This window comes from Xanthomonas euroxanthea, from assembly GCF_900476395.1.
In the GTDB taxonomy this organism is placed as follows: Bacteria; Pseudomonadota; Gammaproteobacteria; order Xanthomonadales; family Xanthomonadaceae; genus Xanthomonas; species Xanthomonas euroxanthea.
Map to the genome: position 1 here is coordinate 1,250,391 of NZ_UIHB01000001.1, position 25,710 is coordinate 1,276,100.

General features: G+C 67.3%; 27 protein-coding genes, 2 tRNA genes and 1 other RNA gene. 21 read left to right on the forward strand and 9 right to left on the reverse strand.

The annotated features are described in order from the left end of the window. Positions 1–8 precede the first annotated feature (8 nt). A complete protein-coding gene (gene dnaQ / locus CPBF1521_RS05535; RefSeq protein ID WP_104649526.1) occupies positions 9–743 on the forward strand; it encodes a DNA polymerase III subunit epsilon in 735 nt (244 codons plus the stop codon). Positions 744–1,340: 597 nt separating this feature from the next. On the opposite strand, the gene CPBF1521_RS05540 is transcribed toward dnaQ, so the two are convergent. Next, on the reverse strand, positions 1,341–2,045 hold the full coding sequence (locus CPBF1521_RS05540; protein ID WP_024938430.1) for a PP2C family protein-serine/threonine phosphatase: 705 nt from the start codon (positions 2,043–2,045) through the stop codon (positions 1,341–1,343). Between the two features lie 198 nt (positions 2,046–2,243). Between CPBF1521_RS05540 and CPBF1521_RS05545 the strand changes: the two genes are divergently transcribed. Continuing rightward, positions 2,244–2,334: transfer RNA gene (locus CPBF1521_RS05545), tRNA-Ser, on the forward strand. Between the two features lie 98 nt (positions 2,335–2,432). Further along, entirely contained in the window at positions 2,433–2,837 is a 405-nt protein-coding gene (locus tag CPBF1521_RS05550) for a DUF6165 family protein (RefSeq protein ID WP_104582314.1), read from the forward strand. Between the two features lie 234 nt (positions 2,838–3,071). Here the strand turns inward: CPBF1521_RS05550 and CPBF1521_RS05555 are convergent, their stop codons facing one another. Continuing rightward, positions 3,072–4,121, reverse strand: coding sequence for a glycosyltransferase family 9 protein (locus CPBF1521_RS05555; RefSeq protein WP_104649529.1), 1,050 nt, complete (start codon positions 4,119–4,121; stop codon positions 3,072–3,074). Positions 4,122–4,141: 20 nt separating this feature from the next. Between CPBF1521_RS05555 and CPBF1521_RS05560 the strand changes: the two genes are divergently transcribed. From CPBF1521_RS05560 to CPBF1521_RS05585, 6 genes are all read left to right on the forward strand, one after another. Further along, on the forward strand, positions 4,142–4,891 hold the full coding sequence (locus tag CPBF1521_RS05560; protein ID WP_115676281.1) for a 3-deoxy-D-manno-octulosonic acid kinase: 750 nt from the start codon (positions 4,142–4,144) through the stop codon (positions 4,889–4,891). Then, positions 4,891–5,640 carry an MBL fold metallo-hydrolase gene (locus CPBF1521_RS05565; protein ID WP_115676282.1) on the forward strand — a complete coding sequence of 250 codons (750 nt, stop codon included), beginning with the start codon at positions 4,891–4,893 and terminating at the stop codon, positions 5,638–5,640. Before CPBF1521_RS05560 ends, CPBF1521_RS05565 begins: the two co-directional genes overlap by 1 nt. After that, positions 5,640–6,671: a GTP 3',8-cyclase MoaA gene (gene moaA / locus CPBF1521_RS05570; RefSeq protein WP_115676283.1), complete on the forward strand. Its 1,032-nt coding sequence runs from the start codon at positions 5,640–5,642 to the stop codon at positions 6,669–6,671. The genes CPBF1521_RS05565 and moaA overlap by 1 nt, the downstream gene beginning before the upstream one ends. A 75-nt stretch (positions 6,672–6,746) precedes the next feature. Beyond that, a complete protein-coding gene (gene moaC, locus CPBF1521_RS05575) occupies positions 6,747–7,244 on the forward strand; it encodes a cyclic pyranopterin monophosphate synthase MoaC (RefSeq protein ID WP_104582319.1) in 498 nt (165 codons plus the stop codon). Continuing rightward, positions 7,241–7,486: a MoaD/ThiS family protein gene (locus tag CPBF1521_RS05580; RefSeq protein WP_104582320.1), complete on the forward strand. Its 246-nt coding sequence runs from the start codon at positions 7,241–7,243 to the stop codon at positions 7,484–7,486. The genes moaC and CPBF1521_RS05580 overlap by 4 nt, the downstream gene beginning before the upstream one ends. Further along, a complete protein-coding gene (locus tag CPBF1521_RS05585; protein WP_104649533.1) occupies positions 7,483–7,932 on the forward strand; it encodes a molybdenum cofactor biosynthesis protein MoaE in 450 nt (149 codons plus the stop codon). The genes CPBF1521_RS05580 and CPBF1521_RS05585 overlap by 4 nt, the downstream gene beginning before the upstream one ends. Positions 7,933–7,979: 47 nt before the next feature. Here the strand turns inward: CPBF1521_RS05585 and ffs are convergent. Both ffs and CPBF1521_RS05595 read right to left on the reverse strand, forming a co-directional pair. Next, an RNA gene (gene ffs / locus CPBF1521_RS05590) (signal recognition particle sRNA small type) lies at positions 7,980–8,076 on the reverse strand. A gap of 69 nt (positions 8,077–8,145) precedes the next feature. Then, positions 8,146–8,238: transfer RNA gene (locus tag CPBF1521_RS05595), tRNA-Ser, on the reverse strand. Positions 8,239–8,473: 235 nt separating this feature from the next. On the opposite strand from CPBF1521_RS05595, the gene dnaX reads away from it, so the two are divergent. The 4 genes from dnaX (at position 8,474) to CPBF1521_RS05620 (ending at position 12,017) form a co-directional block, all read left to right on the forward strand. Next, a complete protein-coding gene (dnaX, locus tag CPBF1521_RS05600; protein ID WP_115676285.1) occupies positions 8,474–10,531 on the forward strand; it encodes a DNA polymerase III subunit gamma/tau in 2,058 nt (685 codons plus the stop codon). A gap of 6 nt (positions 10,532–10,537) precedes the next feature. Further along, complete coding sequence (locus CPBF1521_RS05605; protein ID WP_005913896.1) at positions 10,538–10,858, forward strand: YbaB/EbfC family nucleoid-associated protein; 321 nt, start codon at positions 10,538–10,540, stop codon at positions 10,856–10,858. Positions 10,859–10,962: 104 nt separating this feature from the next. After that, on the forward strand, positions 10,963–11,556 hold the full coding sequence (gene recR, locus CPBF1521_RS05615) for a recombination mediator RecR (protein WP_047130396.1): 594 nt from the start codon (positions 10,963–10,965) through the stop codon (positions 11,554–11,556). 110 nt (positions 11,557–11,666) lie between these two features. Continuing rightward, positions 11,667–12,017 carry a histidine triad nucleotide-binding protein gene (locus tag CPBF1521_RS05620; protein ID WP_115676286.1) on the forward strand — a complete coding sequence of 117 codons (351 nt, stop codon included), beginning with the start codon at positions 11,667–11,669 and terminating at the stop codon, positions 12,015–12,017. A 109-nt stretch (positions 12,018–12,126) separates the two neighbouring features. Here the strand turns inward: CPBF1521_RS05620 and CPBF1521_RS05625 are convergent, their stop codons facing one another. The 4 genes from CPBF1521_RS05625 to CPBF1521_RS05640 are packed head-to-tail and all read right to left on the reverse strand — an operon-like array spanning position 12,127 to position 16,517. Beyond that, positions 12,127–12,660, reverse strand: coding sequence for a Slp family lipoprotein (locus tag CPBF1521_RS05625; protein ID WP_115676287.1), 534 nt, complete (start codon positions 12,658–12,660; stop codon positions 12,127–12,129). Beyond that, on the reverse strand, positions 12,657–14,609 hold the full coding sequence (locus tag CPBF1521_RS05630) for a transglutaminase TgpA family protein (RefSeq protein ID WP_115676288.1): 1,953 nt from the start codon (positions 14,607–14,609) through the stop codon (positions 12,657–12,659). The genes CPBF1521_RS05625 and CPBF1521_RS05630 overlap by 4 nt, the downstream gene beginning before the upstream one ends. Next, positions 14,602–15,558, reverse strand: coding sequence for a DUF58 domain-containing protein (locus CPBF1521_RS05635; protein WP_115676289.1), 957 nt, complete (start codon positions 15,556–15,558; stop codon positions 14,602–14,604). Before CPBF1521_RS05635 ends, CPBF1521_RS05630 begins: the two co-directional genes overlap by 8 nt. 5 nt (positions 15,559–15,563) lie before the next feature. After that, a complete protein-coding gene (locus CPBF1521_RS05640) occupies positions 15,564–16,517 on the reverse strand; it encodes an AAA family ATPase (RefSeq protein WP_115047984.1) in 954 nt (317 codons plus the stop codon). Positions 16,518–16,553: 36 nt separating this feature from the next. On the opposite strand from CPBF1521_RS05640, the gene CPBF1521_RS05645 reads away from it, so the two are divergent. Genes CPBF1521_RS05645 through CPBF1521_RS05655 form a run of 3 tightly spaced genes read left to right on the forward strand, consistent with a single transcriptional unit; the run spans position 16,554 to position 21,231 of the window. Beyond that, on the forward strand, positions 16,554–18,395 hold the full coding sequence (locus CPBF1521_RS05645) for a glycosyltransferase family 39 protein (protein WP_181901100.1): 1,842 nt from the start codon (positions 16,554–16,556) through the stop codon (positions 18,393–18,395). Between the two features lie 8 nt (positions 18,396–18,403). Beyond that, positions 18,404–19,378, forward strand: coding sequence for a glycosyltransferase family 2 protein (locus tag CPBF1521_RS05650; RefSeq protein ID WP_104582327.1), 975 nt, complete (start codon positions 18,404–18,406; stop codon positions 19,376–19,378). Continuing rightward, positions 19,375–21,231, forward strand: a complete 1,857-nt coding sequence (locus tag CPBF1521_RS05655; RefSeq protein WP_181901139.1) for a glycosyltransferase 87 family protein — start codon at positions 19,375–19,377, stop codon at positions 21,229–21,231. Before CPBF1521_RS05650 ends, CPBF1521_RS05655 begins: the two co-directional genes overlap by 4 nt. Before the next feature lie 13 nt (positions 21,232–21,244). On the opposite strand, the gene CPBF1521_RS05660 is transcribed toward CPBF1521_RS05655, so the two are convergent. Continuing rightward, positions 21,245–21,820, reverse strand: coding sequence for a Maf family protein (locus tag CPBF1521_RS05660; protein WP_104582328.1), 576 nt, complete (start codon positions 21,818–21,820; stop codon positions 21,245–21,247). A 110-nt stretch (positions 21,821–21,930) separates the two neighbouring features. Here CPBF1521_RS05660 and CPBF1521_RS05665 point away from each other — a divergent pair, with 110 nt between their 5' ends. The 5 genes from CPBF1521_RS05665 (at position 21,931) to fabD (ending at position 25,692) form a co-directional block, all read left to right on the forward strand. Beyond that, positions 21,931–22,440, forward strand: coding sequence for a YceD family protein (locus CPBF1521_RS05665; RefSeq protein ID WP_047130404.1), 510 nt, complete (start codon positions 21,931–21,933; stop codon positions 22,438–22,440). Between the two features lie 97 nt (positions 22,441–22,537). Beyond that, positions 22,538–22,732 (forward strand): 50S ribosomal protein L32, encoded by a 195-nt coding sequence (gene rpmF, locus CPBF1521_RS05670; RefSeq protein WP_003483870.1) that lies wholly within the window; start codon positions 22,538–22,540, stop codon positions 22,730–22,732. Positions 22,733–22,822: 90 nt separating this feature from the next. Then, positions 22,823–23,800: a beta-ketoacyl-ACP synthase III gene (locus CPBF1521_RS05675; RefSeq protein WP_047130405.1), complete on the forward strand. Its 978-nt coding sequence runs from the start codon at positions 22,823–22,825 to the stop codon at positions 23,798–23,800. 60 nt (positions 23,801–23,860) lie between these two features. Then, a complete protein-coding gene (locus CPBF1521_RS05680) occupies positions 23,861–24,643 on the forward strand; it encodes a BUD32 family EKC/KEOPS complex subunit (protein ID WP_104582329.1) in 783 nt (260 codons plus the stop codon). A gap of 104 nt (positions 24,644–24,747) precedes the next feature. Further along, positions 24,748–25,692, forward strand: coding sequence for an ACP S-malonyltransferase (fabD, locus tag CPBF1521_RS05685; protein WP_047130407.1), 945 nt, complete (start codon positions 24,748–24,750; stop codon positions 25,690–25,692). The last annotated feature ends 18 nt before the right edge of the window (positions 25,693–25,710 follow it).

Here is a 25,710-nt window from a genome sequence, read left to right on the forward strand (position 1 = left end):
GAGGATTCATGCGTCAGATCATTCTCGATACCGAAACCACCGGCCTGGAATGGCGTAAGGGCAACCGCGTCGTCGAAATCGGTGCGGTGGAGCTGCTGGAGCGGCGCCCGAGCGGCAACAACTTCCATCGCTACCTGAAGCCCGATTGCGACTTCGAACCCGGTGCGCAGGAAGTGACCGGGTTGACCCTGGAGTTCCTGGCCGACAAGCCGCTGTTTGCCGATGTGGTCGAGGAGTTCCTGGCCTACATCGACGGCGCGGAGCTGATCATCCACAACGCCGCGTTCGATCTGGGATTTCTGGACAACGAGCTGTCGCTGCTGGGCGACAACTACGGCCGTATCGTCGATCGCACCACCGTGGTGGATACCTTGATGATGGCGCGCGAGCGCTATCCGGGGCAGCGCAATTCGCTGGATGCCTTGTGCAAGCGCCTGGGCGTGGACAACTCGCATCGCCAGTTGCATGGCGCCTTGCTCGATGCGCAGATCCTGGCCGATGTGTATATCGCGCTGACCTCGGGCCAGGAAGAAATCGGCTTTGCCAGCGCCGATACCGGCCAGCGCAGCGAGCATGGCGAGGGCATGATCACCTTCGATCCGGCGCTGCTGTTGCCGCGCGCACGGGTGGTGGTGACCGCCTCCGAGTCGCAGGCGCACGAGGCGCGCCTGGCGTATCTGCGCAAGAAGGCCGGGCGAGCGTTGTGGGATGCGCCGGTCGAAGAGGTGGCTGCTGCCGGGTAGTGCGGCTTTCGGCAACTGGTGTCCAGCTGTCGCGCGGCGGGCGATGTGGTGGGAGTGCAGTGCGCAGTTGGTGCCCGGCGAGGCCGCGAAGTACGCGCCCGGAATGGCTGCCGCGCGGGTTCGATGCCCGTGCCTGGCTCTGCCAACGAAGCTGATGTCTCTCTGGTCTAGTGCGGAGCGGGATGATGTTGCTCTTCGCTGCAGGCCGGTGATCTGCGGCTTTGCCGAGGGGCCCTTGCCCGCCCACCATCGCGGGACACGCCGTGAATCCATCCATGGAGGCTCTTACGCGGCATCATGCCGCGTAAGGTCCCGCGACGGTGGGCGGGCAAGGACCGGTCGAGATGGTCGGTGTGCAGGGTATTCGACCAGGCAGCCCACTCATGCTCTGGTGTAGTGCTCCCGGCGGTTCCGGGACCCTTGGCGGCATGGATGCCGCCGGGGAGTTTTTAGGATTAGATTCACGGCGTGGCCCGCAGGCGGTGAGGACGTCGAGCCCTCGACCGACCAGGCATTTGTCTGCATCCCACAAGGTGCGGCCGACGAAACTCCCGTGCTAACCGCCTGCCAGCGCTCGCTACGCTTCGTTGGCCGTTTTCAGTAGCTGCGCACCAATATCGCGGTGATGTTGTCCGAGCCGCCGCCATCGAGCGCGGCGGCGACCAGGCACTCGACACACTCCTGGGCGCTGCAATCGGCCTGCGACAGGGTTGCGGCGATCGCGGCGTCGTCGACTTCTTCGGTGAGGCCGTCGCTGCACAGCAGCAGCTGCATGCCGGATTTGAGTTCGCCCTGCATGGTGGCGACATTGAGGTGGACCGGATCGGTGACGCCCAAGGCCTGGGTCACCACGTTGCGATGCGGATGCGCACGCGCCTGCTCGCTGGTCAGGGTGCCCTGGGCGATGAGTTCCTGCACATAGCTATGGTCCTGGCTCAGTTGCGCCAGCCGCCCGTCGCGCCACAGGTACGCACGGCTGTCGCCGACCCAGGCCACTTCGAAGCGCTGGCCGAGTACGCGCGCAGCGACGACCGTGGTGCCCATCGGCAAGGTGTCGTTGCAGCGGCGCGAGGTCTTGATGATCTCTTCGTCGGCGATGCGTACCGCCTGCGCCAGCGGGGTGCCGGCGCGCACCTCGCGCACGATGGTTTCGCGCGCCAGCGCGCTGGCCACTTCGCCGCAGGCGTGCCCGCCCATGCCGTCGGCTACCAGCCACAGCCCCAATTCGCTGTCGCCGTAGTACGTGTCCTCATTGAGGTCACGGCGCAGGCCGACATGGGTAAGGTGTCCGAATTCGAGCATGGGGGCGGGTCGCCAAAGAGAGGAGGTGCGTGACCATCATCGCGGGGCGGCCGGCCAGCAGCAACACGCCGATCGCCGATGCCGCAGGGCGGGTTCACGCCCGGAGCCTCGATCGTGCCGGCGATGCCGGCCCGGGCCGCTTGTGGCCGGGCGCCCGTGCCCGTATGATGCACGGCCCCGGGACACTGGGGACCATCTGGAGAGGTGGCAGAGCGGTTGAATGTACCTGACTCGAAATCAGGCAGGCGTTTATAGCGCCTCGGGGGTTCGAATCCCCCCCTCTCCGCCAGATTCGCATCAGCCCCCGCAAGGGGGCTTTTGTTTATGTGTCGCCGCCGCGCGCTGCTGCGCTGGCTACAATCGCCCGATATCCGTTGGAGGCCTGTCATGTCCGAGATCCTGGTACCCGTGTCCTTTGGCGAGCTGCTCGACAAGATCGCGATCCTGCAGATCAAGTCCGAGCGCATGCGCGACCCCGCCAAGCTGGCCAATGTGCGCAGCGAGCTGTCCGCGCTGGAGACCAGCTGGATGGCGCATCCGGCCGCCGGCCACGACATCGTGCGTCTGCGCGCCGCGCTCAAGGCCGTCAACGAGCGGCTATGGGTGATCGAGGACGACATCCGGCTCAAGGAGCAGGCGCAGAGCTTCGACGACGGCTTCGTGCAGCTGGCGCGCAGCGTCTATATCGAAAACGACGAGCGCGCGCGCATCAAGAAAGAGATCAACCTGGCGCTGGGTTCGTCGTACGTGGAAGAGAAGTCGTACCAGGACTATCGCGCCACCGGTGCCTGATGGCCGCTGATCGCAGGCCTGCGTGACCGGAGGCATGACGGCGGCCGGTCCGTGAGCCGCGCGCCCTGGCGTGTCGCCAGGGTGTACGTCATCGGGTACCGCAATGATTGGTTGCCGCGCGTGCCGGGTCGGGACTTCGCCGTTGTTTCCCGGCTGTTCCGGGCAAACGGGCCGCAGCGCGGACCGTCCGGCAGCGATTGACTCCCCGTTCCGGCGACGATCCGCCGCCGGTCTTCAGCGCGGATGATCACCACGATAACGCTCGAATGCGGCGATCGCATCGTCCACGGTGATCAGTGCCATCACCTCGTCGAACTCGATCTTGGTGCCCCATTTCAGCTGGTCGGCCGGCTTGCCCAGGTACTTGCGGGCGGCCGCGTCGTACCGGTCCACGCAATAGCGCACGTCCGAATACGGGCCGCTGCGCAGTGGATTGCTGGCCGCATGCAGGCCCAGCACCTTGGTGCCCATCGCGTTTGCGATGTGCATCGGCCCGGAATCGGGGGTGACTACCAGATCGGCGCGGGCGAGCAGGGCGGGGAGTTGCTTGAGCGTGTCCTTGCCGACCAGGTCCAGCACCGGCGCGCGCGTGGCCGCGACGATGGCATCGGCGGTGCTGCGTTCCAGCTCACTGCGGCCACCGCACAGCACGACCCGCCAGCCCTGGGCTGCTGCATGGTCGGCCAGCGCGGCATGGCGGTCGGGATACCAGTTGCGGCGTGCGTGGCTGGAGCACGGCGAAATCATCAGTACCGGGCGGCCGTCGTCGTCCCATTGTGCGCGTGCCCAGTGATGGGCCTCGTCGGGAACCGGCAGATCCCAGCGCACCTGGCGCTGGGTCAGGCCGAGCGGCTGGGCGAAGCTGCCGATGGCGTCGAGCACGTGGATGCCGGGGCGGTCGGCGATGCGCTCGTTGACGAACAGGCCGTGCAGGTCCTTGGAACGGCTGCGGTCATAGCCGATCCGTCGTTGCGCCGGCACGAAGGCCGACAGCACGTTGGCGCGGAAGGCCACCTGCATCTGCAGCAGCGCATCGAAGCGGCCCAATGGCGCCAGCGACTGGCGTAGCGCGCGCATGCCGGCCACGCCGGTGCGCTTGTCGTAGGCGTGGAACTGCACGCCGGGCAGGCCGTCGAGCAATTTCAACCCGGCCTTGTCGATGATCCAATGCAGCTGGCTTGCCGGAAATCCCGCCTGCAAGGTGCGCACCAGCGGCACCACATGGGTGACGTCACCCAGGGCGGACAGGCGCAGCAGGCATAACGAAGCGGGCGTAGAAGCCATGGTGTTGTTAGACTCGATGGATGGTTGCTTTCGACGCCACTGAAGCGCTGACGCCGTACCGCGAAGGCCGCGGCTATGGCGCCATTCTGTTCGACCGCGAACGGCTGCGGCAAGCCGATGCCGGGCTGTTTTCGCCGCAACGCTGGGGTGACAGGGCACGGCCGGTCGACGAAGGCGGGCGGGGTGGGGCCTGGTTCGTGGATGCGCCGTTCGGTCGTAGCGTGTTGCGGCAGTACCTGCGCGGCGGCATGGCCGCGCGCGTGAGTCGCGATCACTATCTGTGGAAGGGAGCGGGACGCACGCGCAGCTTTGCCGAGTTCCGGCTGATGCGCGAACTGGTCCAGCGCAAGTTGCCGGTGCCGCGTCCGTTGGCGGCCTGCTACCTGCGCGAAGGGCTGAGCTATCGCGCTGCCTTGTTGATGGAACGCCTGGAGAACGTGCGTTCGCTTGCCGATCACGCGCAGGTGGCCGGGCGCGGTGCGCCATGGGAAGAGACCGGGCGGCTGATTGCGCGCTTTCATCGCGCCGGCCTGGATCATGCCGACCTCAACGCGCACAACATCCTGTTCGATGCCGGCGGGCATGGCTGGCTGATCGATTTCGACCGTGGTGTGTTGCGGATTCCGGCCACGCGCTGGCGCGAACGCAATCTCAAGCGCCTGCACCGCTCGCTGCTGAAGTTGCGCGGCAACCGCAGCCGCGAAGAGGTCGACAAGGATTACGAGCGCCTGCATCGCGCTTACGAACTGGCCTGGGGCCGGGGCTACTGATGAACTGGGCGTTGCGTGTGCAGGGGGTCGGCAATGCGTCGGCGGTCGCGCTTGGTTCGCCGATGGCCACCATCGAGCGCGCCGGCGCGCCGTGGCTGACCATCGACTGCGGCAGCGAAGGGCTCACCGCTTATCAGGCCCATTACGGTCAGCTGCCGCAGGCGGTGTTCATCACCCACGTGCATCTGGACCACGTGGGCGGGCTGGAACGGCTGTTCGTGGACAGCTATTTCTCCGGACGCCGCGGGCGCACACGCCTGTACGTGCCGGCGCCGGTGGTGCCGTTGCTGCAGCGGCGGATCGCCGACTACCCGAACGTGCTGGCCGAGGGCGGTGCGAACTTCTGGGACGCGTTCCAGCTGGTACCGGTCGGCGAGGCGTTCTGGCACGACGGGGTGCGGCTGGAGGTGTTCCCGGCGCGCCACCATTGGCCGGAGACCGCCTACGGGCTGCGACTGAAAGGGGCCCTGGTCTGGAGCGGCGACACCCGGCCGATCCCGGAGATCCTGGCCCGCTACGCCGATGACAGCGAGCTCATCGCGCATGACTGCGGCGTTCACGGCAACCCGTCGCATACTGGGGTGGACGATTTGGAGCGGGAATACCCGCAGGACCTGTTGAGCCGCATGCTGCTGTACCACTACGCCAGCGACGCCGACGGCGACGTGCTGCGCGCACGCGGCCATCGCGTGGCCGTGCCCGGCCAACATCTGCCGCTGGCGGAGCCGACTGCCGCCATGGTGCCCTGATGGCGGCCTTGCTGTTGCCGAACCTGACCGCCGCGCCGATGCAGGACCGCTACGGCAGGCCACTGCGCGATCTGCGCCTGTCGGTCATCGAGGCCTGCAACTTCCGTTGCGGCTACTGCATGCCGGCCGATCGCGTGCCCGACGATTACGGCTTCGATGCGCAGCAGCGCCTGAGTTTCGACCAGCTGGAAACGCTGGTGCGTGCCTTCGTCGCGGTCGGGGTCACAAAGGTGCGCCTGACCGGCGGCGAGCCGCTGTTGCGCCGCGATCTGCCCAGCCTGATTGCGCGCCTGACCACCATCGAGGGCATCGAGGATCTGGCGCTCACCACCAATGGCACCTTGCTCGCGCGGCAGGCGGTGGCGCTGCGCCAGGCCGGGTTGCGCCGCATCACCGTGAGCATGGACGCCCTGGAGCCGGAGCTGTTCAGACGCATGAGTGGCAACCGCGGCGAGATTGCGCAGGTGCTGGCCGGCATCGCCGCCGCCGAGCAGGCCGGCTTCCAGCGCCTGAAGATCAACTGCGTGGTGCAGCGCGGCGTCAACGAAGATCAGGTGCTGCCCCTGGTGGAGCACTTCCGTGGCAGCGGCCATGTGCTGCGCTTCATCGAGTTCATGGATGTGGGCAGCTGCAATGGCTGGACGGCCGATGCGGTGGTGACCTCCGCGCAACTGCACGCGCGTATCCACGCGCGCTGGCCGCTGGTGCCGCTGGATGCCAATTACACCGGCGAAGTGGCGCAGCGGCATGCATTTGCCGATGGCGCGGGCGAGGTGGGTTTTGTCAGTTCGGTCAGCGTGCCGTTCTGCGGCGATTGCCAGCGTGCACGCGTGTCGGCCGACGGGCAGTTGTATACCTGCCTGTTCGCCAGCCAGGGACATGACCTCAAGCCGGCCTTGGCCGAGGGCGAGCATGGACTGTCCGAGCATCTGCGCGCGCGCTGGAGCGTGCGTGGCGATCGCTACAGCGAAGTGCGTGCATCGACCCCACGGCGCGGCAAGCCGGTCGAAATGTTTTTGATCGGCGGGTAGGGAATGCGGTTCCATCGAGGCGCCGCGTTCACCGAGAATGCCGCATCCTGAGCGCCTGTCATCGTGTCGTTTCCCATGCCCGCAAACTCCCGTTCCGCACGCCTGACCCACCTGGACGCTTCCGGACTGCCCACGATGGTGGATGTCTCGGACAAGGCGGTCACCGCGCGCAGCGCCACCGCCCAGAGCCGGGTGCGTTTTCCGGCCGCTGTCGCCGCGCAGCTGCGCGCCAATGGCTTGCGCAGCGCCAAGGGCGGCATCGTCGAAACGGCGGTGATCGCCGGCACCATGGCGGTCAAGCGCACCCACGAGTTGATTCCGTTCTGCCATCCATTGCCGATCGACGCGTGCCGCTTCGAGATCGACTGGGAGGGCGAGCAGGTGCTGGACATCCATTGCACGGTGCGTTGCGTGCATCGCACCGGCGTGGAAATGGAAGCGCTCACCGGTGCCAGCGTGGCAGCCTTGACGGTCTATGACATGTGCAAGGCGTTGTCGCACAGCATGAGCATCGGCCCGACCAAGTTGGTGTCCAAACGCGGCGGCAAGCGCGATATCGGAGCAAGACAATGAGCGCCACGGTGACGGTGCTGTATTTCGCCAGCCTGCGTGAGGCGGCGGGCATTGCCAGCGAGCAGGTGCAATCGGCAGCGCAGGACCTGCGCGCGCTGTATGCCGAACTCGAGACGCGTCACGGCCTGCGCTGGACGCCGGCGCAGCTGCGCGTGGCGGTGGATGGCGCATTCGCGCGCTGGGAGGATGGCGTGCGCGATGGCAGTGAAATCGTATTTATTCCGCCAGTGTCGGGAGGTTGAGCATGAGCGAGCAGGCAACCGCCCTCTTCGCGCTGTCCGATGTGCCATTGCCGGTCGACAGCTTGCGCGCCGCGCTGGAGCACCCGCACGCCGGCGCGTTCACCAGTTTCGAAGGCTGGGTACGCAATCACAATGAAGGCCGCAGCGTGGCCGGGCTGCGCTACGAAGCCTATGCCGCACTTGCCCAGGCCGAAGGCCAGCGCGTGCTCGACGAGGCGATGCACCGGTTTGCCATCGTCAACGCCTACTGCGTGCACCGCGTGGGCGAGCTGCGCATCGGCGACATGGCGGTGTGGGTCGGGGTCAGCGCGGCGCATCGCGGCGCCGCATTCGATGCCTGCCGCTTCATCATCGACGAGGTCAAGGCGCGCGTGCCGATCTGGAAGCACGAGCATTATCTTGAAGGCGACGCGGGCTGGCTGCATCCGGAATCGCAGGCGCAGTAGACGCTCGCAACTCAAGCGCTGCGGGGACCCAGGGAGTTAGGGTGGTGTCCCCGCCGGTTGACCTCGGCGCCCGCATCAATCGATACCGTTGCTGCCTTCCGGCCCTGGCGGGATTTTCGATCTAGCGTCGCGAGGGACCGACGGGGCCACCATAAGACGTGGGCCACTGGCGCGGCCCTGGATCCATGCAACCGCGTTGCAGGATCATGAAACTGGCGGAGAGAGGGGGATTCGAACCCCCGAAGCGCGGTTTAGACGCTTACACACTTTCCAGGCGTGCTCCTTCAACCACTCGGACACCTCTCCGTACCTGCCGTGCGACCGGGTCGTCGGCAGGAGCGGGATTCTAGCCGCCGCGGGCGCCATTAACAAGGTAAGTGATCCGCCGGGCCGGCACGACGCTGCCAGCGCGGCTGTCTGGCCGGTCACCGACCCTGCTGCGGAGGTCCGCCGGTCCGGGAGGCGGCGGGCACGACGGCCGCTGAACGACCCACTTGACGCGCCGTGGCACAATATCGGTTCAGAGGAAGCTGGTTGCCCGATGTCTTATCTCGTTCTCGCCCGCAAGTGGCGCCCGAAGCGTTTTGCCGAACTCGTAGGCCAGGAACACGTGGTCCGCGCGCTCAGTAACGCGCTCGACAGTGGGCGGGTGCATCACGCGTTCTTGTTCACCGGCACCCGCGGCGTGGGCAAGACCACGATTGCGCGCATTTTCGCCAAATCGTTGAACTGCGAGACCGGCACCAGTGCCGATCCGTGCGGCCAGTGCCCGGCCTGCCTGGATATCGACGCCGGCCGCTATATCGACCTGCTGGAAATCGACGCCGCGTCCAACACCGGCGTGGACGATGTGCGCGAGGTGATCGAGAACGCGCAGTACATGCCCTCGCGCGGCAAGTTCAAGGTCTATCTGATCGACGAAGTGCACATGCTCTCCAAGGCGGCGTTCAATGCGCTGCTGAAGACGCTGGAAGAGCCGCCGGAGCACGTGAAGTTCCTGCTGGCCACCACCGATCCGCAGAAGCTGCCGGTGACCGTGCTGTCGCGCTGCCTGCAGTTCAACCTCAAGCGGCTGGACGAGGACCAGATCCAGGGCCAGATGACGCGGATCCTGGCCGCCGAGCAGATCGAGTCGGATCCGTCGGCGATCGTGCAGCTGTCCAAGGCCGCCGACGGCTCGCTGCGCGATGGCCTGTCGCTGCTCGACCAGGCCATCGCCTATGCCGGCGGCGCACTGCGCGAGGAGGTGGTGCGCACCATGCTCGGCACGGTCGATCGCACCCAGGTCGGGGCGATGCTGCAGTCGCTGGCCGATGGCGATGGCGCGCGCCTGATGCAGGTGGTTGCGGCGCTGGCCGAGTTCTCGCCCGACTGGAGCGGCGTGCTGGAGGCGTTGGCCGAGGCCTTGCACCGCATCCAGGTGCAACAGTTGGTGCCGTCGGTGGCCTTTGTCGGCGATGGCATCGACCCGACCGCCTATGCCGCGCAGCTGCGTCCGGAAGTGGTGCAGCTGTGGTACCAGATGGCGCTCAACGGCCGCCGCGATCTGTATCTGGCGCCGAGTCCGCGCGCCGGGTTCGAGATGGCGGTGCTGCGCATGCTGGCCTTCCGTCCCGCTTCCGCGGTGCCGGCTGGCGGCGCTGACGACGGGCGCGGTACGAATGCCGGTGGCGGTGTACGTCCGGTGCCGGCTGGTGGGCAGGTTGCCGCAACGCAGGCCCCATCTGCGGCGGTTGCGTCCGCTGCGGTGACCAGGCAGGTCGAGCCGGGTGACGTCACTCCCGCCCCCGTCGCGGCAGAAGCGGTTCGCCCGGCAACGCCATCGCCCGCAGCCGCCGTGGTTGCTGCAGCGCCTGCACCGGTTGTCGTGCTTCCTGCACCGGCGGCGTCTTCGGATGCATCTGCGTCAGCGGCCTCGGCGCGCAGCGACGACACGCCGCCTTGGGCGATGGACGATGCGCCGGTGCGCGCCAACGCTGCCCCCGTCCCCGCAGCGCCGCGTGCGCCCGCGCCGGAAGCGGCAATGGCGCCACCCGTGCCAGCCGATACGGCATTGCCCGCTGCGGTCGCGCCCGACGCTGCCGTGGCAGTTCCTGCCGCCGCCGTGGCTCCTGCATCTGCAGCGCCGGTGCTGCAGATGCCACCGGCAGCTGCGCCCTCCGTGCCGGCGCCGGCAACCGAGCCGTCGGTCCTGCTCGACGACGGCCGCATCGCCGACGCCGAGCAGTGGCTGGAGCTGGTTACCCGCAGTGGCCTGAACGGTCCCTCGCGACAGCTCGCTGCCAATGCCGCCTTCCTCGGCCATCGCGACGGCGTACTGCGTCTGGCGCTGGCGCCGGGCTTCGAATACCTCAATTCCGAGCGTTCCATCGCCAACCTTGCGCAGGCACTCGCGCCCGAGTTGGGAAACACGCCGCGCATCGTCATCGAAACCGGCAACGCCGATGTCGAGACCCTGCACGAGCGGGCCAATCGCCAGAAAGGCGAGCGCCAGAGCGCGGCCGAAACAGCATTCATGAACGACCCGAATGTGCAGCAGCTGATCCAGCAGCAAGGCGCGCGGGTCGTCCCCGATTCCATCCGCCCTTACGACGAGTAACGACACATGCGTGGGAACATTGCCCAATTGATGCAGCAGGCGCAGAAGATGCAGGAAAACCTGCAGCGCGCCCAGGAAGAACTGGCCAAGCTGGAAGTCACCGGCACCGCCGGCGGCGGCATGGTCAGCGTGACCCTGACCGGCGCCAAGGAGTGCCGCAAGGTCCGCATCGACCCGAGCATCCTCTCCGACCAGGAAATGGCCGAGGACCTGATCGCCGCCGCCTTCAACGACGCCTCCAACAAGATCGATGCCGAGTCCAAGGACCGCATGGGCTCGGCCACCGCCGGCATGCAGCTGCCGCCGGGCATGAAGTTGCCGTTCTGAGAGGCGCGGAATCGGGAGTGGGGAATCGGGAATCGTAAGAGCGAGATTGTCTTTGGCTTTTGCGATTCCCCAATCCCGATTCCCGATTCCCGATTCCCAATCCAATGTCCTCTCTTCTCGAACAACTGATCGAGGCCTTCCGGGTGTTGCCGGGTGTGGGCCAGAAATCGGCGCAGCGCATGGCCTACCACGTGCTCGAACGCGAGCGCGAGGGTGGGCGTCGGCTGGCTGCCGCGTTGGCCAATGCGGTGGAGAAGGTCGGCCATTGTGTGCAATGCCGCGACTTCACCGAGTCGGAGATCTGCGCGATCTGTGCCAGCAGCAGTCGCGACCGGCAGCAGCTGTGCGTGGTGGAATCGCCGGCCGATCGCCTGGCGATCGAACACGCCACCGGCTACCGCGGGCTGTACTTCATCCTGCAGGGCCGGCTGTCGCCGCTGGATGGCATCGGCCCGCGCGAGCTGGGGCTGGACCGGCTCGGCGAGCGTCTGGCCGCCGGTGAAGTCACCGAAATGATCATCGCCACCAATGCCACCGTGGAAGGCGAGGCGACCGCGCATTACCTGGCGCAGCTGGCCCGCCAGCATGCGGTGCGTCCAAGTCGTCTCGCGCAGGGCATGCCGCTGGGGGGCGAGCTGGAATACGTGGATCGCGGCACCTTGTCGCATGCCTTTGGCACCCGCAGTGAGGTGCTTTGAGCGCCGGGAATCGGGAGTGGGGAATCGGGAATTGGAAAAGCGAAAACAGTAGCGCACGCGGTAAGCTCTTGCGATTCCCCATTCCCCATTCCCCATTCCCCATTCCCACCATGTCCGACACCATCTTCGGCAAGATCATTCGTCGCGAAATCCCGGCCAGCATCGTCTATGAAGACGAGGATGTGCTGGGCTTTCAGGACATCGCACCGCAGGCGCCGGTGCATGTGCTGTTCATTCCCAAACAGTACGCCATTCCCACGCTGGACGATGTGCCGCCCGAGCAGGCGGTGCTGGTGGGCAAGCTCGCACTTGCCGCAGCGTCATATGCCCGCGCGCAGGGACTGGCGCAGGACGGCTATCGCATCGTGATGAACTGTCGCGAGCATGCCGGCCAGACCGTGTTCCATATCCACCTGCATCTGCTGGCCGGCGCGCCGCTGGGACGTTTCGGCACGCCCTGACCTCTTTGCGCGAGCGAGCGCATGGGCCTGTTCGAGCAGCCGAGACGCACACGCAAAAACGCCGCTCCCTGGGAGCGGCGTTTTTGCGTGTCACTGACTCAGCAGCCGGTTACCACCAGCCGCGGCCCCAGCCCCAGCCACCGCCCCAGCGCGGACCCCACGGGTCGCCCCACGGGCCGTACGGGTAGGCCGGCACCACGTCCACTTCGCGCACGACCGGCCACAGATAGACCACGTCGGCATTGACCTTGGGCAGCTTGTAGTCGTACTCGCCGATCTTGGTGGTTTCATACCCTTCGATCTTGCCGATGAAGGTCACTTCGCGGCCCGGCTCGAACACGGCCGGATCGTAGAAGCCCGCGCGGCACGCCAGGAAGCGACCATCGCTGGCGTCCACCGCATTGCGGTCCGGGCGGCCGCTGGCATTGAGCGGGCGCGAGATCAGCTCGAAGCAGGTCTGGCCCTGGCCGGGTTTGGTCTGGATGATCTTGCCGCCCCAGCGCACCGACGTGCCGACCTGGGCGCTGGCGGTGGAATCGCTCGGACTGACCGTAGGGAACTGCCCCTGCAGCGGCTTGGGCGCGGTGGCACAGGCGGCGAGCCCGAGCACGGCGACAATGGGAAGGAGAAAGCGGGTACTCATGAGGAAGCTCCGGTTCGCGGGCGATGCTGCTGCAGATCTTTGAGGAGTGAGGCGCTGTCCGAATCAGCGCCAGCGTAGCGCGCGGCAGCGAAACGTTGGCTGAGCGCCAACAATGCCGGATTCGGGTGTGAACGAGCGACACGCTGCGCCCAGGCGATGGCCGGTTCGTGCGGTTCGCGGGCCAGGCCGAGCTTGCCGTAGCGGCGGCCCAGGCGATGCCAGGCGCGCAGTAGCGGGTCGCGCTCACGCTCGCCGCGCGCCAGCAGCCAGCCCATCCATGCAAGTGCGCTGACCGCGAAGATGCCGAAGATGGCGGCCAGTTGCGAGGTGTCCAGGCGATCGATGCCGAACGGCTGCAACAGCCGTTGCTGGCGGTCCGCATCGAAGGACAGCACCAGGTCGTTCCAGCCCCGGCGCAGCAGGTCGCTGACCTGACCGAGGCTGGCCCACATGCCGAGCTGGGCGAAATTGTTGCCCGCCCCGACCTGCACGCGGTCTTCCAGCGTGTCGTAAATGCGTTCCGGTGCCACTGCTGCGGTGGGGTCCACCCGCACCCAGCCGCGCCCGGCCAGCCAGACCTCGGTCCAGGCATGCGCATCCATGCGCCGCACCACCCAGTAATTGCCAAAGCCGTTGTAGGTGCCGCCGGCGTAGCCGGTGACCACGCGCGCCGGAATGCCGGCCGCGCGCATCAGCACCACGAACGAAGAACTGAAGTGCTCGCAGAAACCGGCTTTCTGCTGGAACAGGAATTCATCCACGCTGTTGCGGCCGAGCAGCGGCGTGTCCAGGGTGTAGGCAAACTCGCGGGTGATCCACTGCAGCGCCCGCTGCACCACGGCATCGTCGTTGCCGCCGGCCTCGCTGCGCCATTGCCGTGCCAGCGTGAGCGTGCGTGGATTGAAACCCGGCGGCAGCGCGAGGGCGCGCTTGCGCAGCGGGTCGGGCAGGTCGGTGTCGAAGCGGGCCGGTGGTGCCGACTGCAGCTCCCAACGGGTCAACGCACTCAAGGGCCGCCGTGCGAACAGTTCGTAGTCGGGCGACAGATCGGCATTGGCCACCGCCTGCGTGGGCAGGTCCAGCGATACCAGTTGGCGACGATCGGTGGGCTCGTAGTCCAGGCGATAGCGATAAGTCTGCGGCCCGGCAGTGACCGATGCCGGTTGGCTGCGGCCGGTCCAGCGCGCGCGCTGCCAGGTGCGCCCGTCGAAGTCCCACATCACCGGCCCGCGCCAGTAGCGTTGTTGCGGCGGTGGCGCCGTGCCGGTGAACTGCACGCGCAGCGCCGGGCTGTCGTCGGCCATCAGGTCGATCCATTCGCCCGGCGACATGTCGTCCGACAGGCCAGGCCGCGACAGCGCGCGCTCGGGCACGCCCCACAGCGGGGAACTCAGGCGCGGCAGCAGCCAGAACGTGGCCAGGGCCAACGGCACGCCGATGGCGACCAGCTTGCCGATGCTGCGCAATTGCATCCGAAGCGCAGGCGTGCCGGTGCGGTGCTCCTCGTCGGCCAGCCGCTGCATGCTCAGCAGTGCGCTCACCACCGCCAGCAGTGCCAAGCCCATCGTCGCCGGCCCCTGGTCGAGCAGAAACGCCGCGAACGGGGCGAACAACGCAAAGCCGAGCAGGCTGCGCGCATCGCGCAGGGTGCGCAGCTCGGAGGCCTTGATCGCCAGCATCGACGCCAGTACTGCGCAACCGGTGTCGCGGCCGAAGCGCATGCCGATCTGCCAGTACACCGCGCCCAGCATCGCCACCACCAGCAACACCCGCACCGGTGCCATCAGGGTGGCGCGCCAGCTCAGCACGCCGACCAGCACGGCGGCCACGGCAATGGTGCCGGCGAGCAGGCCAGGCAGCTGCAGCAGCAACGGCGCCAGTGCCAGCCAGCTGGTGACCAGCACCCAGCCGCGGCTGGCCTGGGTGATCGGGACGGATGGCTCAGTCATGGGGAAGCAGGGCCAGGGCGCGCAGACACAGGTGATGGTGGGAGCTGCCTTGTGCGGGCCCCAGCGGCGGCTGGCCCGGCAGCAGCAGGCGGTAGCGCCGCCCGTCGCGTTCGGCCAGGTTGACCCAGCGGGCAAGCCGCGCGATGCGGCGCTCGTACGGCAGCGCGTTGAGCGTGCGCCAGTCCAGCGTGACTTCGATGCCCAGGGGTTGCTCGTACTCGCGCACCAGCAGGCTGTCGCGGCGCGCCGAGTGCTTCCAGGAAATCGTGCGTGGCGCATCGCCGGCGCGATACGGGCGCAGCTGGTGCAATTCCTCGCCTTGCGGGTGCAGGCGGGTCTGGTTGGGCGAACCGGCGCCCTCGGGCAATGCCGGCCCCTGTTCTTCGGGCTTGGGATAGGCCAGCAGCGGCGTTTCCGGCCACACCCACGACCAGGCGCGCACCAGCCCCAGTGGCTGGGTGCTGGACAGGCGGATGCGTTCGATGTCCTGCCAGCCGCGTCGTTCGGTGGGCACCAGCAGGTCGACCTCGGCCATGTCGTGCGCGAGCAACGCACAGAAGCCGCTGCTGTCCCGATGATCCAGGCGCAGCCCACGCCGTGCGCGGGTGTCGCGACGTGCCAGCGACACCCGCATGCGCAACGGCTCGCCGGCGACCACCGGTTCGGCCGAGACCGCCTCGATGCGCAGCGCCGACAGCTGCAGGTGCGCCATGATGCTGCTGGCAATCCCGGCGGTGGCCAGCAACAGCGCCAGCAGCAGGGCCGGGTTGTTGTTGTAGTTCAATGCGCCCAGCAGCATCGCCAGCAGCAAGGCGGTGACGAACAGCCCGAAGCGCGTCGGCAGCACGTAGATGCGCCGCCGGTCCAGCACGATCGGCAAGGCCTCCGCGCCCCGCGGGCGCGCCAGCAGGCTGAGCCGGCGGCCGATGCCGCGCACGTGCGCACGCACCGGGATCAGTCCACCGGCACGCTGTGCAGCAGCGCCTTGGCCAGCGCTGGCCCGGACGAGGATTCGGCCTCCGGCACCAGCCGGTGCCCGGCCACGGCCACGAACAGCGCCTGCACGTCTTCCGGCAGCACGTGCTCACGCCCGAGCAGCAGCGCATAGGCCTTGGCCGCACGCAGCAGCGCGATGCCGGCACGCGGCGACAGCCCCACGCGCACCCCGGCGTGCTGGCGGCTGCGCAGCAGCAAGGCCTGCACATAGCCGATCAGCGCATCGCTGGTATGGATCTGGCCCACCACCGTGCGCAGCGCCACCACGTCGGTGTCGCTGAGTTGCGGCGCCGCCTGGGCGATCAATTCGCGCCGGTCCACGCCCGACAGCAGCGCGCGCTCGGCATCGGCGCTGGGGTAGCCCAGGCTGAGCCGCAGCAGGAAGCGATCCAGTTGCGAATCCGGCAGCGGGAAGGTGCCGGACAGATCGACCGGGTTCTGCGTGGCGATCACGAAGAACGGCTCCGGCAACGCATGGGTGACGCCATCGAGCGTGACCTGCTGTTCGGCCATGGCCTCCAGCAGCGAGCTTTGCGTGCGTGGCGGGGCGCGATTGATTTCATCGGCCAGCAGCACGTTGGTGAACACCGGGCCCGGATGGAACTGGAACTGGCGTGAGGCGGCGTCGTAGACCGACACGCCCAGCACGTCTGCCGGCAGCAGGTCGGAGGTGAACTGCACGCGCTGGAAGCCCAGCCCCAGGCTGGAGGCCATCGCGTGGGCGAGGGTGGTCTTGCCCAGGCCGGGCAGATCCTCAATCAGCAGATGGCCGCCGGACAGCAGCGCCACGAACGCCAGACGCACTTCCTGCGCCTTGCCCAACAGCAGCGAATTGACCTGGTCTTGTGCGCGCCGCAGCGATTGGCGCAGCGCATCGGTTAGCATTTCCGTGGAACGCAGCGGTATCGACATCACAATTCCGTAGGTGGAAGAAGAGTGCATAGGGCAATGCAGGGGGACCAACGCGCACATCGCACCTTCGTGATCCTGTGGACACTGGCGACGGCCGTCAAGCTGTTGATTGCCGCGCGGCTGCCGCTGTTCGTCGACGAGGCGTTCTACTGGCAGGAAGGCCAGCATCTGGCCGCCGCGTATTCGGATCTGCCGGGCATGACGGCCTGGCTGGCGCGGCTGGGCGTGGAACTGGGCGGGCATCACCTGCTGGCCCTGCGCCTGCCGTTTCTGGCCATTTCCGCGCTGATTCCCTGGTTGATCGCGCATATCGCCACGCGCTGGTTCGGCTCCACGCTGGGCTGGCAGGCCGGCAGCCTGACCTTGCTGATGCCGCTGTCGGCCACGCTGGGCATCCTGGCGGTGCCGGATGTGCCGATGGCGCTGGCGGCGGTGCTGTGCATGGATGCCGGCGCGCGGCTGCTGCGCGAGGTCGATGCCACCAGTGCGCTCGAGCTCGCCATCGGCCTGGTGATCGGCGCGCTCAGTCACTACCGTTTTGCCGGGGTGATCGGGGTGGGCTGCATCGCGCTGCTGTGCATTCCGCAGGGGCGCGCGGTCATGCGCGACCCACGCATCTGGATGGCGCTGACGGTGGGCGCGGTGAGCTGGCTGCCGCTGCTGTTCTGGAATACAGAGCACGACGAGGCCGGACTGCGCTTCCAGCTGGTCGACCGGCATCCGTGGCGTTTCCAGGTCACCGGGCTGTGGTTCTTGCTGATACAGGCGGTGCTGGTGACACCGCCGCTGGCCTGGGCGATGCTCAAGGTCGGTCTGGCCGGCACGCGCGCCGGCGGTGGTTCGCGGGCGCAATGGCGCTATTTCGGCCTGCTGGGCGGGATTTCGACGGTGGCGATCTTCGTGCTCGGTTTCTTCAGCGATGCCGAGCGGATCAGTTTCCACTGGCCGCTGCCGGGCTACCTGGCCTTGCTGGTTGCGGTGCCGGTGATCCTGATGCGTTGGCCGCATACGCTGCGTCGCGCGGCCTGGGTGATCGCGCTGCTCGGCACCCTGGGGGCGTATGGCTACTACCTGGCGGTGTCGGTGCCGTCGCTTCGCGCGCATGCGGCCGGCGAAAAATACTATCCGCGCAACTTCGCCGGGTGGCAGGACCTGGCGCGCGCGGTCAAGACCCGGCTGGCGCAGATGCCGCCGGGTACGCGCGTGCTGGCGGAAAATTTCAAGGTCGGTGCCGAGCTGGGCTTCCAGTTGCACGATGCCAATGTCGAGGTGCTGCGTGCAGAGTTGAACGACAAGCACGGGCGCAGCGCGCAGTTGTTGCAATGGGGGCTGCTCAGCGACGGCACGCGCAACGGGCCGCGGCTGCTGGTGCTCTCGCCCAGCGATCAGCGTTATCGCGACCTGCTGAAGCGCTATCACGCCATCTGCGAGATGGTCGGGCCGCTGCCGCCGCCCACCGTGGTGTCCACCGATCACGGCTACCAGCGCTTCCTGCTGTTCGCGCTGCCGGCGCAGCGCCAGCCCGGGCCGTGCATCGCCCCGGCGATGGCCTGGATCGATGCGCCGCTGCCGGACGTGCAGGTGTCCGGGCAGGTGCAGGTGCGTGGCTGGGCGTTCAAGGACGGCGTCGGCCTGTCGAATGTGGAGCTGCTGCTGGACGGGCGTCCGGTCGCGCAGGCCGAGTACGGCACGCTGCTGGATGTGCGCCCGTACTGGAAGATCTCCACCGACCCGCAGCATCCCAATGTCGGTTTCAGCGCCACCTTCGACACGCATGCGCTGCCGCCGGGCACGCATTGGCTGGGACTGCGCCTGCACGGCCACGACGGCAGCGTCGAGGACTGGTGGGAACAGCCCATTACCATTTCCACACCTTAGATCACGCAATGACCGATGCCATGACTGTTGTCCCTCCCGTGCCTGTGCCCGGGATCCGAATCGCCGTGCTGGTGCCCTGCCATAACGAGGCGGCCACGGTCGCCTCGGTGGTCGGCGCGTTTGCTGCTGCCTTGCCGGGCGCGGCGATCCATGTGCTGGACAACAATTCCAGCGATGCCACCGCGACAGTCGCGGCGGCGGCGGGCGCGCAGGTCAATCGCGTGGCATTGCAGGGCAAGGGCAATGTGGTGCGGCGTGGATTCGCCGATGTGGAGGCCGACATCTACGTGCTGGTCGATGGTGATGCGACGTACGATGCGGCTGCGGCACCGGTGCTGGTGCGCAAGCTGATCGACGAGCGCCTGGACATGGTGGTCGGGGCGCGGCGCGATCAGCAGCAGGCCGCGTATCGGCCCGGTCATCGCATCGGCAACGTGTTGCTGACGCGTTGCGCGGGGCTGCTGTTCGGTCGCAGCTTTGACGACATGCTGTCCGGCTATCGCGTGTTCTCCCGGCGCTACGTCAAATCCTTCGCTGCGCATGCGCACGGATTCGAAACCGAAACCGAACTGGCCGTGCACGCATTGCAGCTGCGCATGCCGGTGGCCGAGGTCGAAACCGCCTACGGCGTGCGCCCGGAAGGCTCGCAAAGCAAGTTGAACACCTGGCGCGACGGCTGGCGCATCCTCACCACCATCGCCAAGCTGTTCAAGGCCGAGCGGCCGTTGTTGTTCTTCTCGGTGGGCTTTATTGCCTGTGCCCTGGCTTCGGTGGGGTTGGCGATCCCGTTATTTGAAACCTACGCCCAGACTGGCCTGGTTCCGCGCTTTCCCACCGCCATCCTGTGCGTGGCGCTGATGCTGCTGGGGTTCTTGCTGCTGGCCTGCGGGTTGATCCTGGATACCGTCACCCGTGGACGCATCGAGGCCAAGCATCTGGCCTATCTTGCCGAGCCCTTGCTGGGGCCGGAGGGGCGTCGATGAGTGCCCTGCTCGCGCGCGTCTACGCCGGTGCTGCGGCCTCCGGACCGGGGCGCGGGATCTCCCGCTTGTTGCACTGGGCCGATCACCGCTTCGCGTTTCGGCGTCCAGCCAACGTGGTCGCGGCGGTGACCGTCGTTGCGCTGTTGGGTGGCCTGGTGGCGCTGTGTCTCGGACAGGATGCGAACTGGGACCTGCGCAATTACCACGTCTATAACGGCTATGCGTGGTGGCACGGCCGTCTGACCCAGGATCTGGCCCCGGCGCAGTTGCAGAGCTACTTCAATCCGGCGCTGGATATCGTCCAGTACGGGCTGCTGACACGCTGGCCCGGGCCGTTGGCCGGCGCGTTGATGGGCGTGCTGCATGCAATGGTGTTCGTGCCGGTGGCGGCAATTGCCTGGTATGTGCTGGACGCAGACTCCCAGCGCGCCCGCCTGGCCCCGCTGTTGGCGCTGGCTGGCCTGTGCAGCGCGGCATTCCTTTCCGAATTTGCCAACACCATGGGCGATGCGAGTACCGCGCTCCCGTTGCTGGCGGCGCTGGCACTGGTGATGCGCGCGCAGCGCCGACAACAGGCCGGTAGCGCGCTGGCCGCCCGTCATTGGCTGCTCGCCGGGCTTTTGCTTGGTCTCGCCGTGGCGTGCAAGTTGACCAATGCGCCCTATGCAGTGGCGTTGGCCTGTGCGGCGCTCTGCGCCGGTGGGCGCCCGCGCGCACGGGCGCTTGGTGTGGTGAGCATGGCGCTGGCGGCGTTGCTGGTCTTTGCCCTGATCGCCGCACCCTGGTATCTGCGGGTCTGGGAGCAGTTCGGCAATCCCTTGTTTCCGCAGTTCAATGGCGTGTTTCGCGCGCCGCTCGCGCAACCTGTCTCGCTCGGTGATACCCGTTGGCTGCCGCGTGGTGTGGGCGAATGGTTGGCGTGGCCGCTGGTACTGACCTTCAACCCCTGGCGGGTCAGTGAAATTGCGCTGTTTCAATGCATCTGGGCGCTGCTTTATCTGGCCGTGCTGGGAATCGTGGGGCGTGCGCTATGGCGCAGGTCTTTGCCCGTTCCTGGCTGGAATGCACAGGCCACGACGCTGCTGGTGTTTGTCGGCGTGGGTTATCTGCTCTGGCAGGGCATGTTTTCGATTCACCGCTACCTTGCGGCGCTGGAACTGCTGGCGCCGTTGGCGCTCTGGCTCTGCTGCCAGCGGCTGTTCGCCGCCGCCCGAGCCCGCACGGTGGCGGCCTGCCTGGTGCTCTTCAGTGCGGTGATCGCGCTCGGAGGCTGGAACGACTGGGGCCATGAATCCTGGGCACGGCACAGCATCCAGGTGCAGCCACCACCGATCGATGCGCCAGCGTCCAGTACCGTGTTGCTGGTCGGAAACCAGCCGCAGGCATGGCGGATTGCGTTGCTTGCGCCAGCGGCGCGTTATGTCGGTGTAGCCAGCAACCTTGCCGAATCGGATGCCTATCGCGCCCGCGTGCGCGCGCTGGTGGCCGAGCGGCCGCAGCTTTATGCGTTATGGGATGCGACGCAGGACAAGCAGAGTCCGCGCGTAGAGCGGATGAATCGGTGGGCGCGGCGTCTGGGATGGAGCACTCGACCGGAATGCCCCCAATTGCGCTGGCTGATGGCGCATGGCTTACGTGCCGAACTCGATGCATCCCGGCCCGGACTGTGTCAGTTGCGCGTTCCCGAACACAAGGCGATGGAACTGGTCGCTGCCGATCGCCGTCTGCTGGAGCAGGCGCAACAACAGCTGCTTGCCTATGGGGTGACGCTGGATCCGGCCAGCTGCCGCAGGCTTTCCTCTCGAATCGGGCAGGGGGAGTATCCCTACCAGTTCTGCAGGCTCGATCGATGAACCCGATGACAGCTCAGGGCAGTTGAAACCCCGCCTGCCGCAGTAATCGTGCCAGCGCGATCAGCGGCAGGCCGACCAGGGCGGTGGGGTCCTGCGAGCGAATGGCGTCGAATAGGCTGATGCCGAAGCCCTCGCACTTGAAGCTGCCGGCGCAATCCAGTGCGGGCTCGGCGGCCAGGTAGCGATCGATTTCGGCGCGCGTCAGCGGGCGCAGCTGCACCTCGGTCAGGTCCAGCGCGTGCGTGGTGCGGCCAGGGCCGACCAGGCTCACTGCCGTATGGAAGCGCACCACGTGGCCGGACATCGCCGTCAGCTGCGCATGGGCCCGCTCCAGCGTGCCCGGTTTGCCCAGGGCCTGGCCGTCCAGATCGGCGACCTGGTCCGAACCGATCACCCAGGCGTCGGGCGCCTGCGCGGCCACCGCCGCCGCCTTTTCCGCGGCCAGCCGGCTGGCCAGCACGTCCGGGGCCTCCCCGGGGTGCGCCTGCTCGTCGACCTCCGGCCGGGCGGTGGTGAAGTCCAGGCGCAGCCGGCCAAGCAGCTCGCGCCGATAGACCGAGGTGGAGGCAAGAATCAGGCGTGGCATCATGGGGCGCTGCGTCGGACGGGTAAGGGAGTCTGCCAGCCTTGGCGCCGCGCCAGGTGCGTGAATAGGGGCATTTGACAGGGCGTCGGCGGATCTTTAACATTCTGCGGCTTATGTCCGCGAACGTACCCGAAATGCTGGATGCTTGGCGGATGGTCGCAGCGCGCAGGCGCTTCGATGGCCGCATCCCGCTCTCTGCGATGACCCGCCTGCAAGGCAGCCTGGTCGATACCGAGGGCGAGTGTGTCTACTCGCTCCAGTTCGATCAGGACAGCCTGTTGAAGGTCGCCTACGTCGAGCTCAGTGTCGATGTCGAGCTTCCGCTGGCCTGCCAGCGCAGCCTGCAGCGTTTCCTGTATCCGGTGCAAATCAGGCAGCGTCTTGGTTTGATCCGTGACGAAGCCGACGAAGCGGCGTTGCCGGCCGAGTACGAAGCCTTGCTGGTGCCGGAAGATGGCATGCTGCGGGCCGCAGACCTGGTCGAGGACGAGCTGGTCCTGTCGATCCCGGTGGTGCCGATGGCGCCGGGCAGCGAGGCCGTCGAGGCCGAGTGGGTTCCGACCCAGGAAGAGCAAGACAAGGCCAGTCCGTTCGCGGCGCTGGCAGCGTTCAAAAAACAGTAACCGCCGCTGTGAAGGGCGGAAAGACAGGTCGGCGCGGGCGTGAAGCGTCCAGTTCGACTCGACAGACAAGTTATCGAACTTAAGTTGGAGCAATCCCATGGCTGTGCAGAAATCCCGAGTTACCCCGTCGCGTCGTGGCCAGCGTCGTTCGCACGATGCCCTGACCGCCAAGCAGCTGTCGACCGATCCGACCAGCGGCGAGATCCATCTGCGCCACCACATCACCGCTGACGGTTACTACCGCGGCAAGAAGGTGATTGCGACCAAGTCGTCGGCCGTCCAAGAAGATTGATTCGTGGCACCCGGTGCGTTCGACGCGGCCGGGTGACCCTCGCTTCTTCCGGAGCCGCCGACCACCGCGGCTCTTGCAACAGGGAACAGTATGAGCAAGCGGATCTATTCCAGAATCGCGGGCACGGGTAGCTATTTGCCCGAAAAGGTGTTGACCAACGACGACATGTCCAAGATCGTCGACACCAGCGATGAATGGATCTTCTCGCGCACTGGTATCCGTGAGCGTCACATCGTCGCCGACGACCAGACCACCAGCGACCTGGCGTATTTCGCCTCGCTGAAGGCGATGGAAGCGGCCGGCGTGACCGCCGACGAGATCGACTTGATCGTTGTCGGCACCACCACCCCAGACCTGATTTTCCCGTCCACTGCCTGCCTGCTGCAGGCGCGGCTGGGCAATGTCGGCTGCGGTGCCTTCGACGTCAACGCGGCGTGCTCGGGCTTTGTCTATGCGCTCAGCGTGGCCGACAAGTTCGTGCGCAGTGGCGATGCCAAGACCGTGCTGGTGGTGGGCGCAGAAACCCTGACCCGCATCGTCGACTGGACCGATCGCACCACCTGCGTGCTGTTCGGCGACGGCGCTGGCGCGGTCGTGCTCAAGGCCGACGAAGAAACCGGCATCCTCAGCACCCATCTGCATGCCGACGGCAGCAAGAAGGAACTGCTGTGGGATCCGGTTGGCGTATCGGTGGGCTTCGGCGAGGGCAAGAACGGCGGCGGCGCGTTGCTGATGAAGGGCAACGACGTGTTCAAGTACGCAGTCAAGGCCCTGGATTCGGTGGTCGACGAAGCCCTGGCCGCCAATGGCTACGACAAGCACGACCTGGACTGGCTGATCCCGCATCAGGCCAACCTGCGCATCATCGAGGCCACCGCCAAGCGGCTGGATCTGCCGATGGAGCAGGTGGTCGTCACCGTGGACCGCCACGGCAATACCTCCTCGGCCTCGGTGCCGCTGGCGCTGGACGAAGCGGTGCGCTCCGGCCGCGTGCAGCGTGGTCAATTGCTGCTGCTGGAAGCATTTGGTGGCGGATTTACCTGGGGCTCGGCGCTGCTGCGCTACTGAGTCCGGCAGGCAGCGCCGCGTCCGCCGGCGCTGCCTGACAGCATCAGGGACGGGCCCGTCATGGCAGAACCCATCGTCATCGCCGGACAGCGCGTCTGGCTGAAGCAGTACCGCCGCCACAGCCGCGCGGTCTCGCTTGGAGCACTCAACTTCGTTGCCCGCCGCTGGGGCCTGGATGCCTTGCGTCCACCGCCGCACCGTGGCGGCGCTGCTGCGCGCGATCTGGAGGCACGCCGGCTCGGCGAGCTGCAGGCGCAAGCGGTCAATGTGCCGCGCGTGGTCGGTTGCGGACAGGCGGCCCTGGTGCTCAGCGACAACGGGCGTTCCTTTGCCAGCTGCCTGCGCGAGGCCGATGCGCCCGAGCGCGACCGGCTGATTGCGCTGGCGGTGGCGGCCATTGCCGATGCCCATCGCGATGGCGCCTATTTCGGCCAACCGCTTCCGCGCAACATGACCTTCGACGGGCAGGCGGTCGGCTTCATCGATTTCGAGGAAGACCCGCTGGAAGTGATGGACCTGGCGCAGGCCCAGGCGCGCGACTGGCTGGTGTTCGGCTACGGGGTGGCCAAGTACTACCGTGGCCGCCGCGCGGTGCTGCAGCGGTTGATGACGTGCGCCTTCGATGCGGCCGGCCCGGCGGTGACGGCGCATGCGCATGTGGTGACCGGGCGATTGCAGCGGTTTGCGCAGCTCACCGGCCGCCTGGGCCGCTCTGCCGGAGCGCTGGCGCGTGCCATCCTCGCCATCCACGCGGCAACCTCGCTCGGCGTCTTGCTGGTGCTGGTGATGTGCGTGGACTGGCTGGCCGATGGCGACATGGATCTGCTCAACGCCTTGCTGTAGGCGTGTCGGCGGCCCCGCTGGCGGGGGCTTGCATACGCGGCAGTACAGACGCCGGGACGATTTCGCACGTATCATCCCGGCTCGATTTTTGTAGGCAGCAACGCGTGACCGAATCCACTCTCGCCTTCGTGTTTCCCGGCCAGGGCTCGCAGTCCTTAGGGATGCTGGCCGAACTGTCCGAACTGCACCCGCAGATCCGCGAAACATTTGCCGAAGCCTCCGATGGCGCCGGCGTCGACCTGTGGGCCCTGTCCCAGGGCGGCCCGGAAGAGATGCTCAACCGCACCGAATACACCCAACCGGCCCTGCTGGCTGCGGGTGTGGCGGTCTGGCGGCTGTGGAATGCGCAGCGCGGGCAGCGCCCGGCGGTCCTGGCCGGGCACAGCCTGGGCGAATACACCGCGCTGGTCGCTGCCGGCGCCCTGTCGCTGCACGACGGCGCGCACCTGGTCCGGCTGCGCGGCCAGTTCATGCAGGCCGCCGCGCCGGCCGGTGTCGGCGCAATGGCGGCGGTACTGGGCGCCGAGGATGCGCTGGTGCAGGAGGTCTGTGCCGAGGCGGCAGGCAGCCAGGTGGTGGTGCCGGCCAATTTCAACTCGCCCGGTCAGATCGTGATCGGCGGCGATGCGGCGGCGGTGGATCGCGCGCTGGCCTTGCTAGCCGAGCGTGGCGTGCGCAAGGCTGTCAAGCTGGCGGTGAGCGTGCCCTCGCACACCCCGTTGATGCGCGATGCCGCCAACCAGCTCGCCGAAGCGATGGCCGGCCTGAGCTGGCACGCCCCGCAGATTCCGGTGGTGCAGAACGTCGATGCACGCGTGCATACCGGCAGCGAGGCGATTCGCCAGGCGCTGGCCGAGCAGTTGTACCTGCCCGTGCAATGGACCGGCTGCGTGCAGGCATTGGCCGCCCAGGGCATCACCCGGATCGCCGAATGCGGCCCCGGCAAGGTGCTGAGCGGGCTGATCAAGCGTATCGACAAGCGCCTGGACGCCCGTCCGCTGGCCACGCCGGCCGATTACGCCGGCGCGCTCGAGGCGTGGACCCACTGATTCGACGCACCTGCCGGT

Excerpts from the sequence above, each read along its gene's own strand:
- CPBF1521_RS05555 (WP_104649529.1), bottom strand. The coding sequence starts at position 4,121 with ATGGCTTCTACGCCCGCTTCGTTATGCCTGCTGCGCCTGTCCGCCCTG.
- CPBF1521_RS05650 (WP_104582327.1), top strand. The coding sequence starts at position 18,404 with ATGACCGATGCCATGACTGTTGTCCCTCCCGTGCCTGTGCCCGGGATC.
- CPBF1521_RS05580 (WP_104582320.1), top strand. The coding sequence starts at position 7,241 with ATGAGCGCCACGGTGACGGTGCTGTATTTCGCCAGCCTGCGTGAGGCG.
- CPBF1521_RS05645 (WP_181901100.1), top strand. The coding sequence starts at position 16,554 with ATGCAGGGGGACCAACGCGCACATCGCACCTTCGTGATCCTGTGGACA.
- CPBF1521_RS05640 (WP_115047984.1), bottom strand. The coding sequence starts at position 16,517 with ATGTCGATACCGCTGCGTTCCACGGAAATGCTAACCGATGCGCTGCGC.
- CPBF1521_RS05620 (WP_115676286.1), top strand. The coding sequence starts at position 11,667 with ATGTCCGACACCATCTTCGGCAAGATCATTCGTCGCGAAATCCCGGCC.
- CPBF1521_RS05680 (WP_104582329.1), top strand. The coding sequence starts at position 23,861 with ATGGCAGAACCCATCGTCATCGCCGGACAGCGCGTCTGGCTGAAGCAG.
- moaA (WP_115676283.1), top strand. The coding sequence starts at position 5,640 with ATGGCGGCCTTGCTGTTGCCGAACCTGACCGCCGCGCCGATGCAGGAC.
- CPBF1521_RS05605 (WP_005913896.1), top strand. The coding sequence starts at position 10,538 with ATGCGTGGGAACATTGCCCAATTGATGCAGCAGGCGCAGAAGATGCAG.
- CPBF1521_RS05665 (WP_047130404.1), top strand. The coding sequence starts at position 21,931 with ATGTCCGCGAACGTACCCGAAATGCTGGATGCTTGGCGGATGGTCGCA.
- CPBF1521_RS05625 (WP_115676287.1), bottom strand. The coding sequence starts at position 12,660 with ATGAGTACCCGCTTTCTCCTTCCCATTGTCGCCGTGCTCGGGCTCGCC.
- CPBF1521_RS05550 (WP_104582314.1), top strand. The coding sequence starts at position 2,433 with ATGTCCGAGATCCTGGTACCCGTGTCCTTTGGCGAGCTGCTCGACAAG.
- CPBF1521_RS05560 (WP_115676281.1), top strand. The coding sequence starts at position 4,142 with ATGGTTGCTTTCGACGCCACTGAAGCGCTGACGCCGTACCGCGAAGGC.
- recR (WP_047130396.1), top strand. The coding sequence starts at position 10,963 with ATGTCCTCTCTTCTCGAACAACTGATCGAGGCCTTCCGGGTGTTGCCG.
- CPBF1521_RS05675 (WP_047130405.1), top strand. The coding sequence starts at position 22,823 with ATGAGCAAGCGGATCTATTCCAGAATCGCGGGCACGGGTAGCTATTTG.
- CPBF1521_RS05660 (WP_104582328.1), bottom strand. The coding sequence starts at position 21,820 with ATGATGCCACGCCTGATTCTTGCCTCCACCTCGGTCTATCGGCGCGAG.
- CPBF1521_RS05630 (WP_115676288.1), bottom strand. The coding sequence starts at position 14,609 with ATGACTGAGCCATCCGTCCCGATCACCCAGGCCAGCCGCGGCTGGGTG.
- rpmF (WP_003483870.1), top strand. The coding sequence starts at position 22,538 with ATGGCTGTGCAGAAATCCCGAGTTACCCCGTCGCGTCGTGGCCAGCGT.
- dnaQ (WP_104649526.1), top strand. The coding sequence starts at position 9 with ATGCGTCAGATCATTCTCGATACCGAAACCACCGGCCTGGAATGGCGT.
- dnaX (WP_115676285.1), top strand. The coding sequence starts at position 8,474 with ATGTCTTATCTCGTTCTCGCCCGCAAGTGGCGCCCGAAGCGTTTTGCC.
- CPBF1521_RS05655 (WP_181901139.1), top strand. The coding sequence starts at position 19,375 with ATGAGTGCCCTGCTCGCGCGCGTCTACGCCGGTGCTGCGGCCTCCGGA.
- moaC (WP_104582319.1), top strand. The coding sequence starts at position 6,747 with ATGCCCGCAAACTCCCGTTCCGCACGCCTGACCCACCTGGACGCTTCC.
- CPBF1521_RS05565 (WP_115676282.1), top strand. The coding sequence starts at position 4,891 with ATGAACTGGGCGTTGCGTGTGCAGGGGGTCGGCAATGCGTCGGCGGTC.
- CPBF1521_RS05540 (WP_024938430.1), bottom strand. The coding sequence starts at position 2,045 with ATGCTCGAATTCGGACACCTTACCCATGTCGGCCTGCGCCGTGACCTC.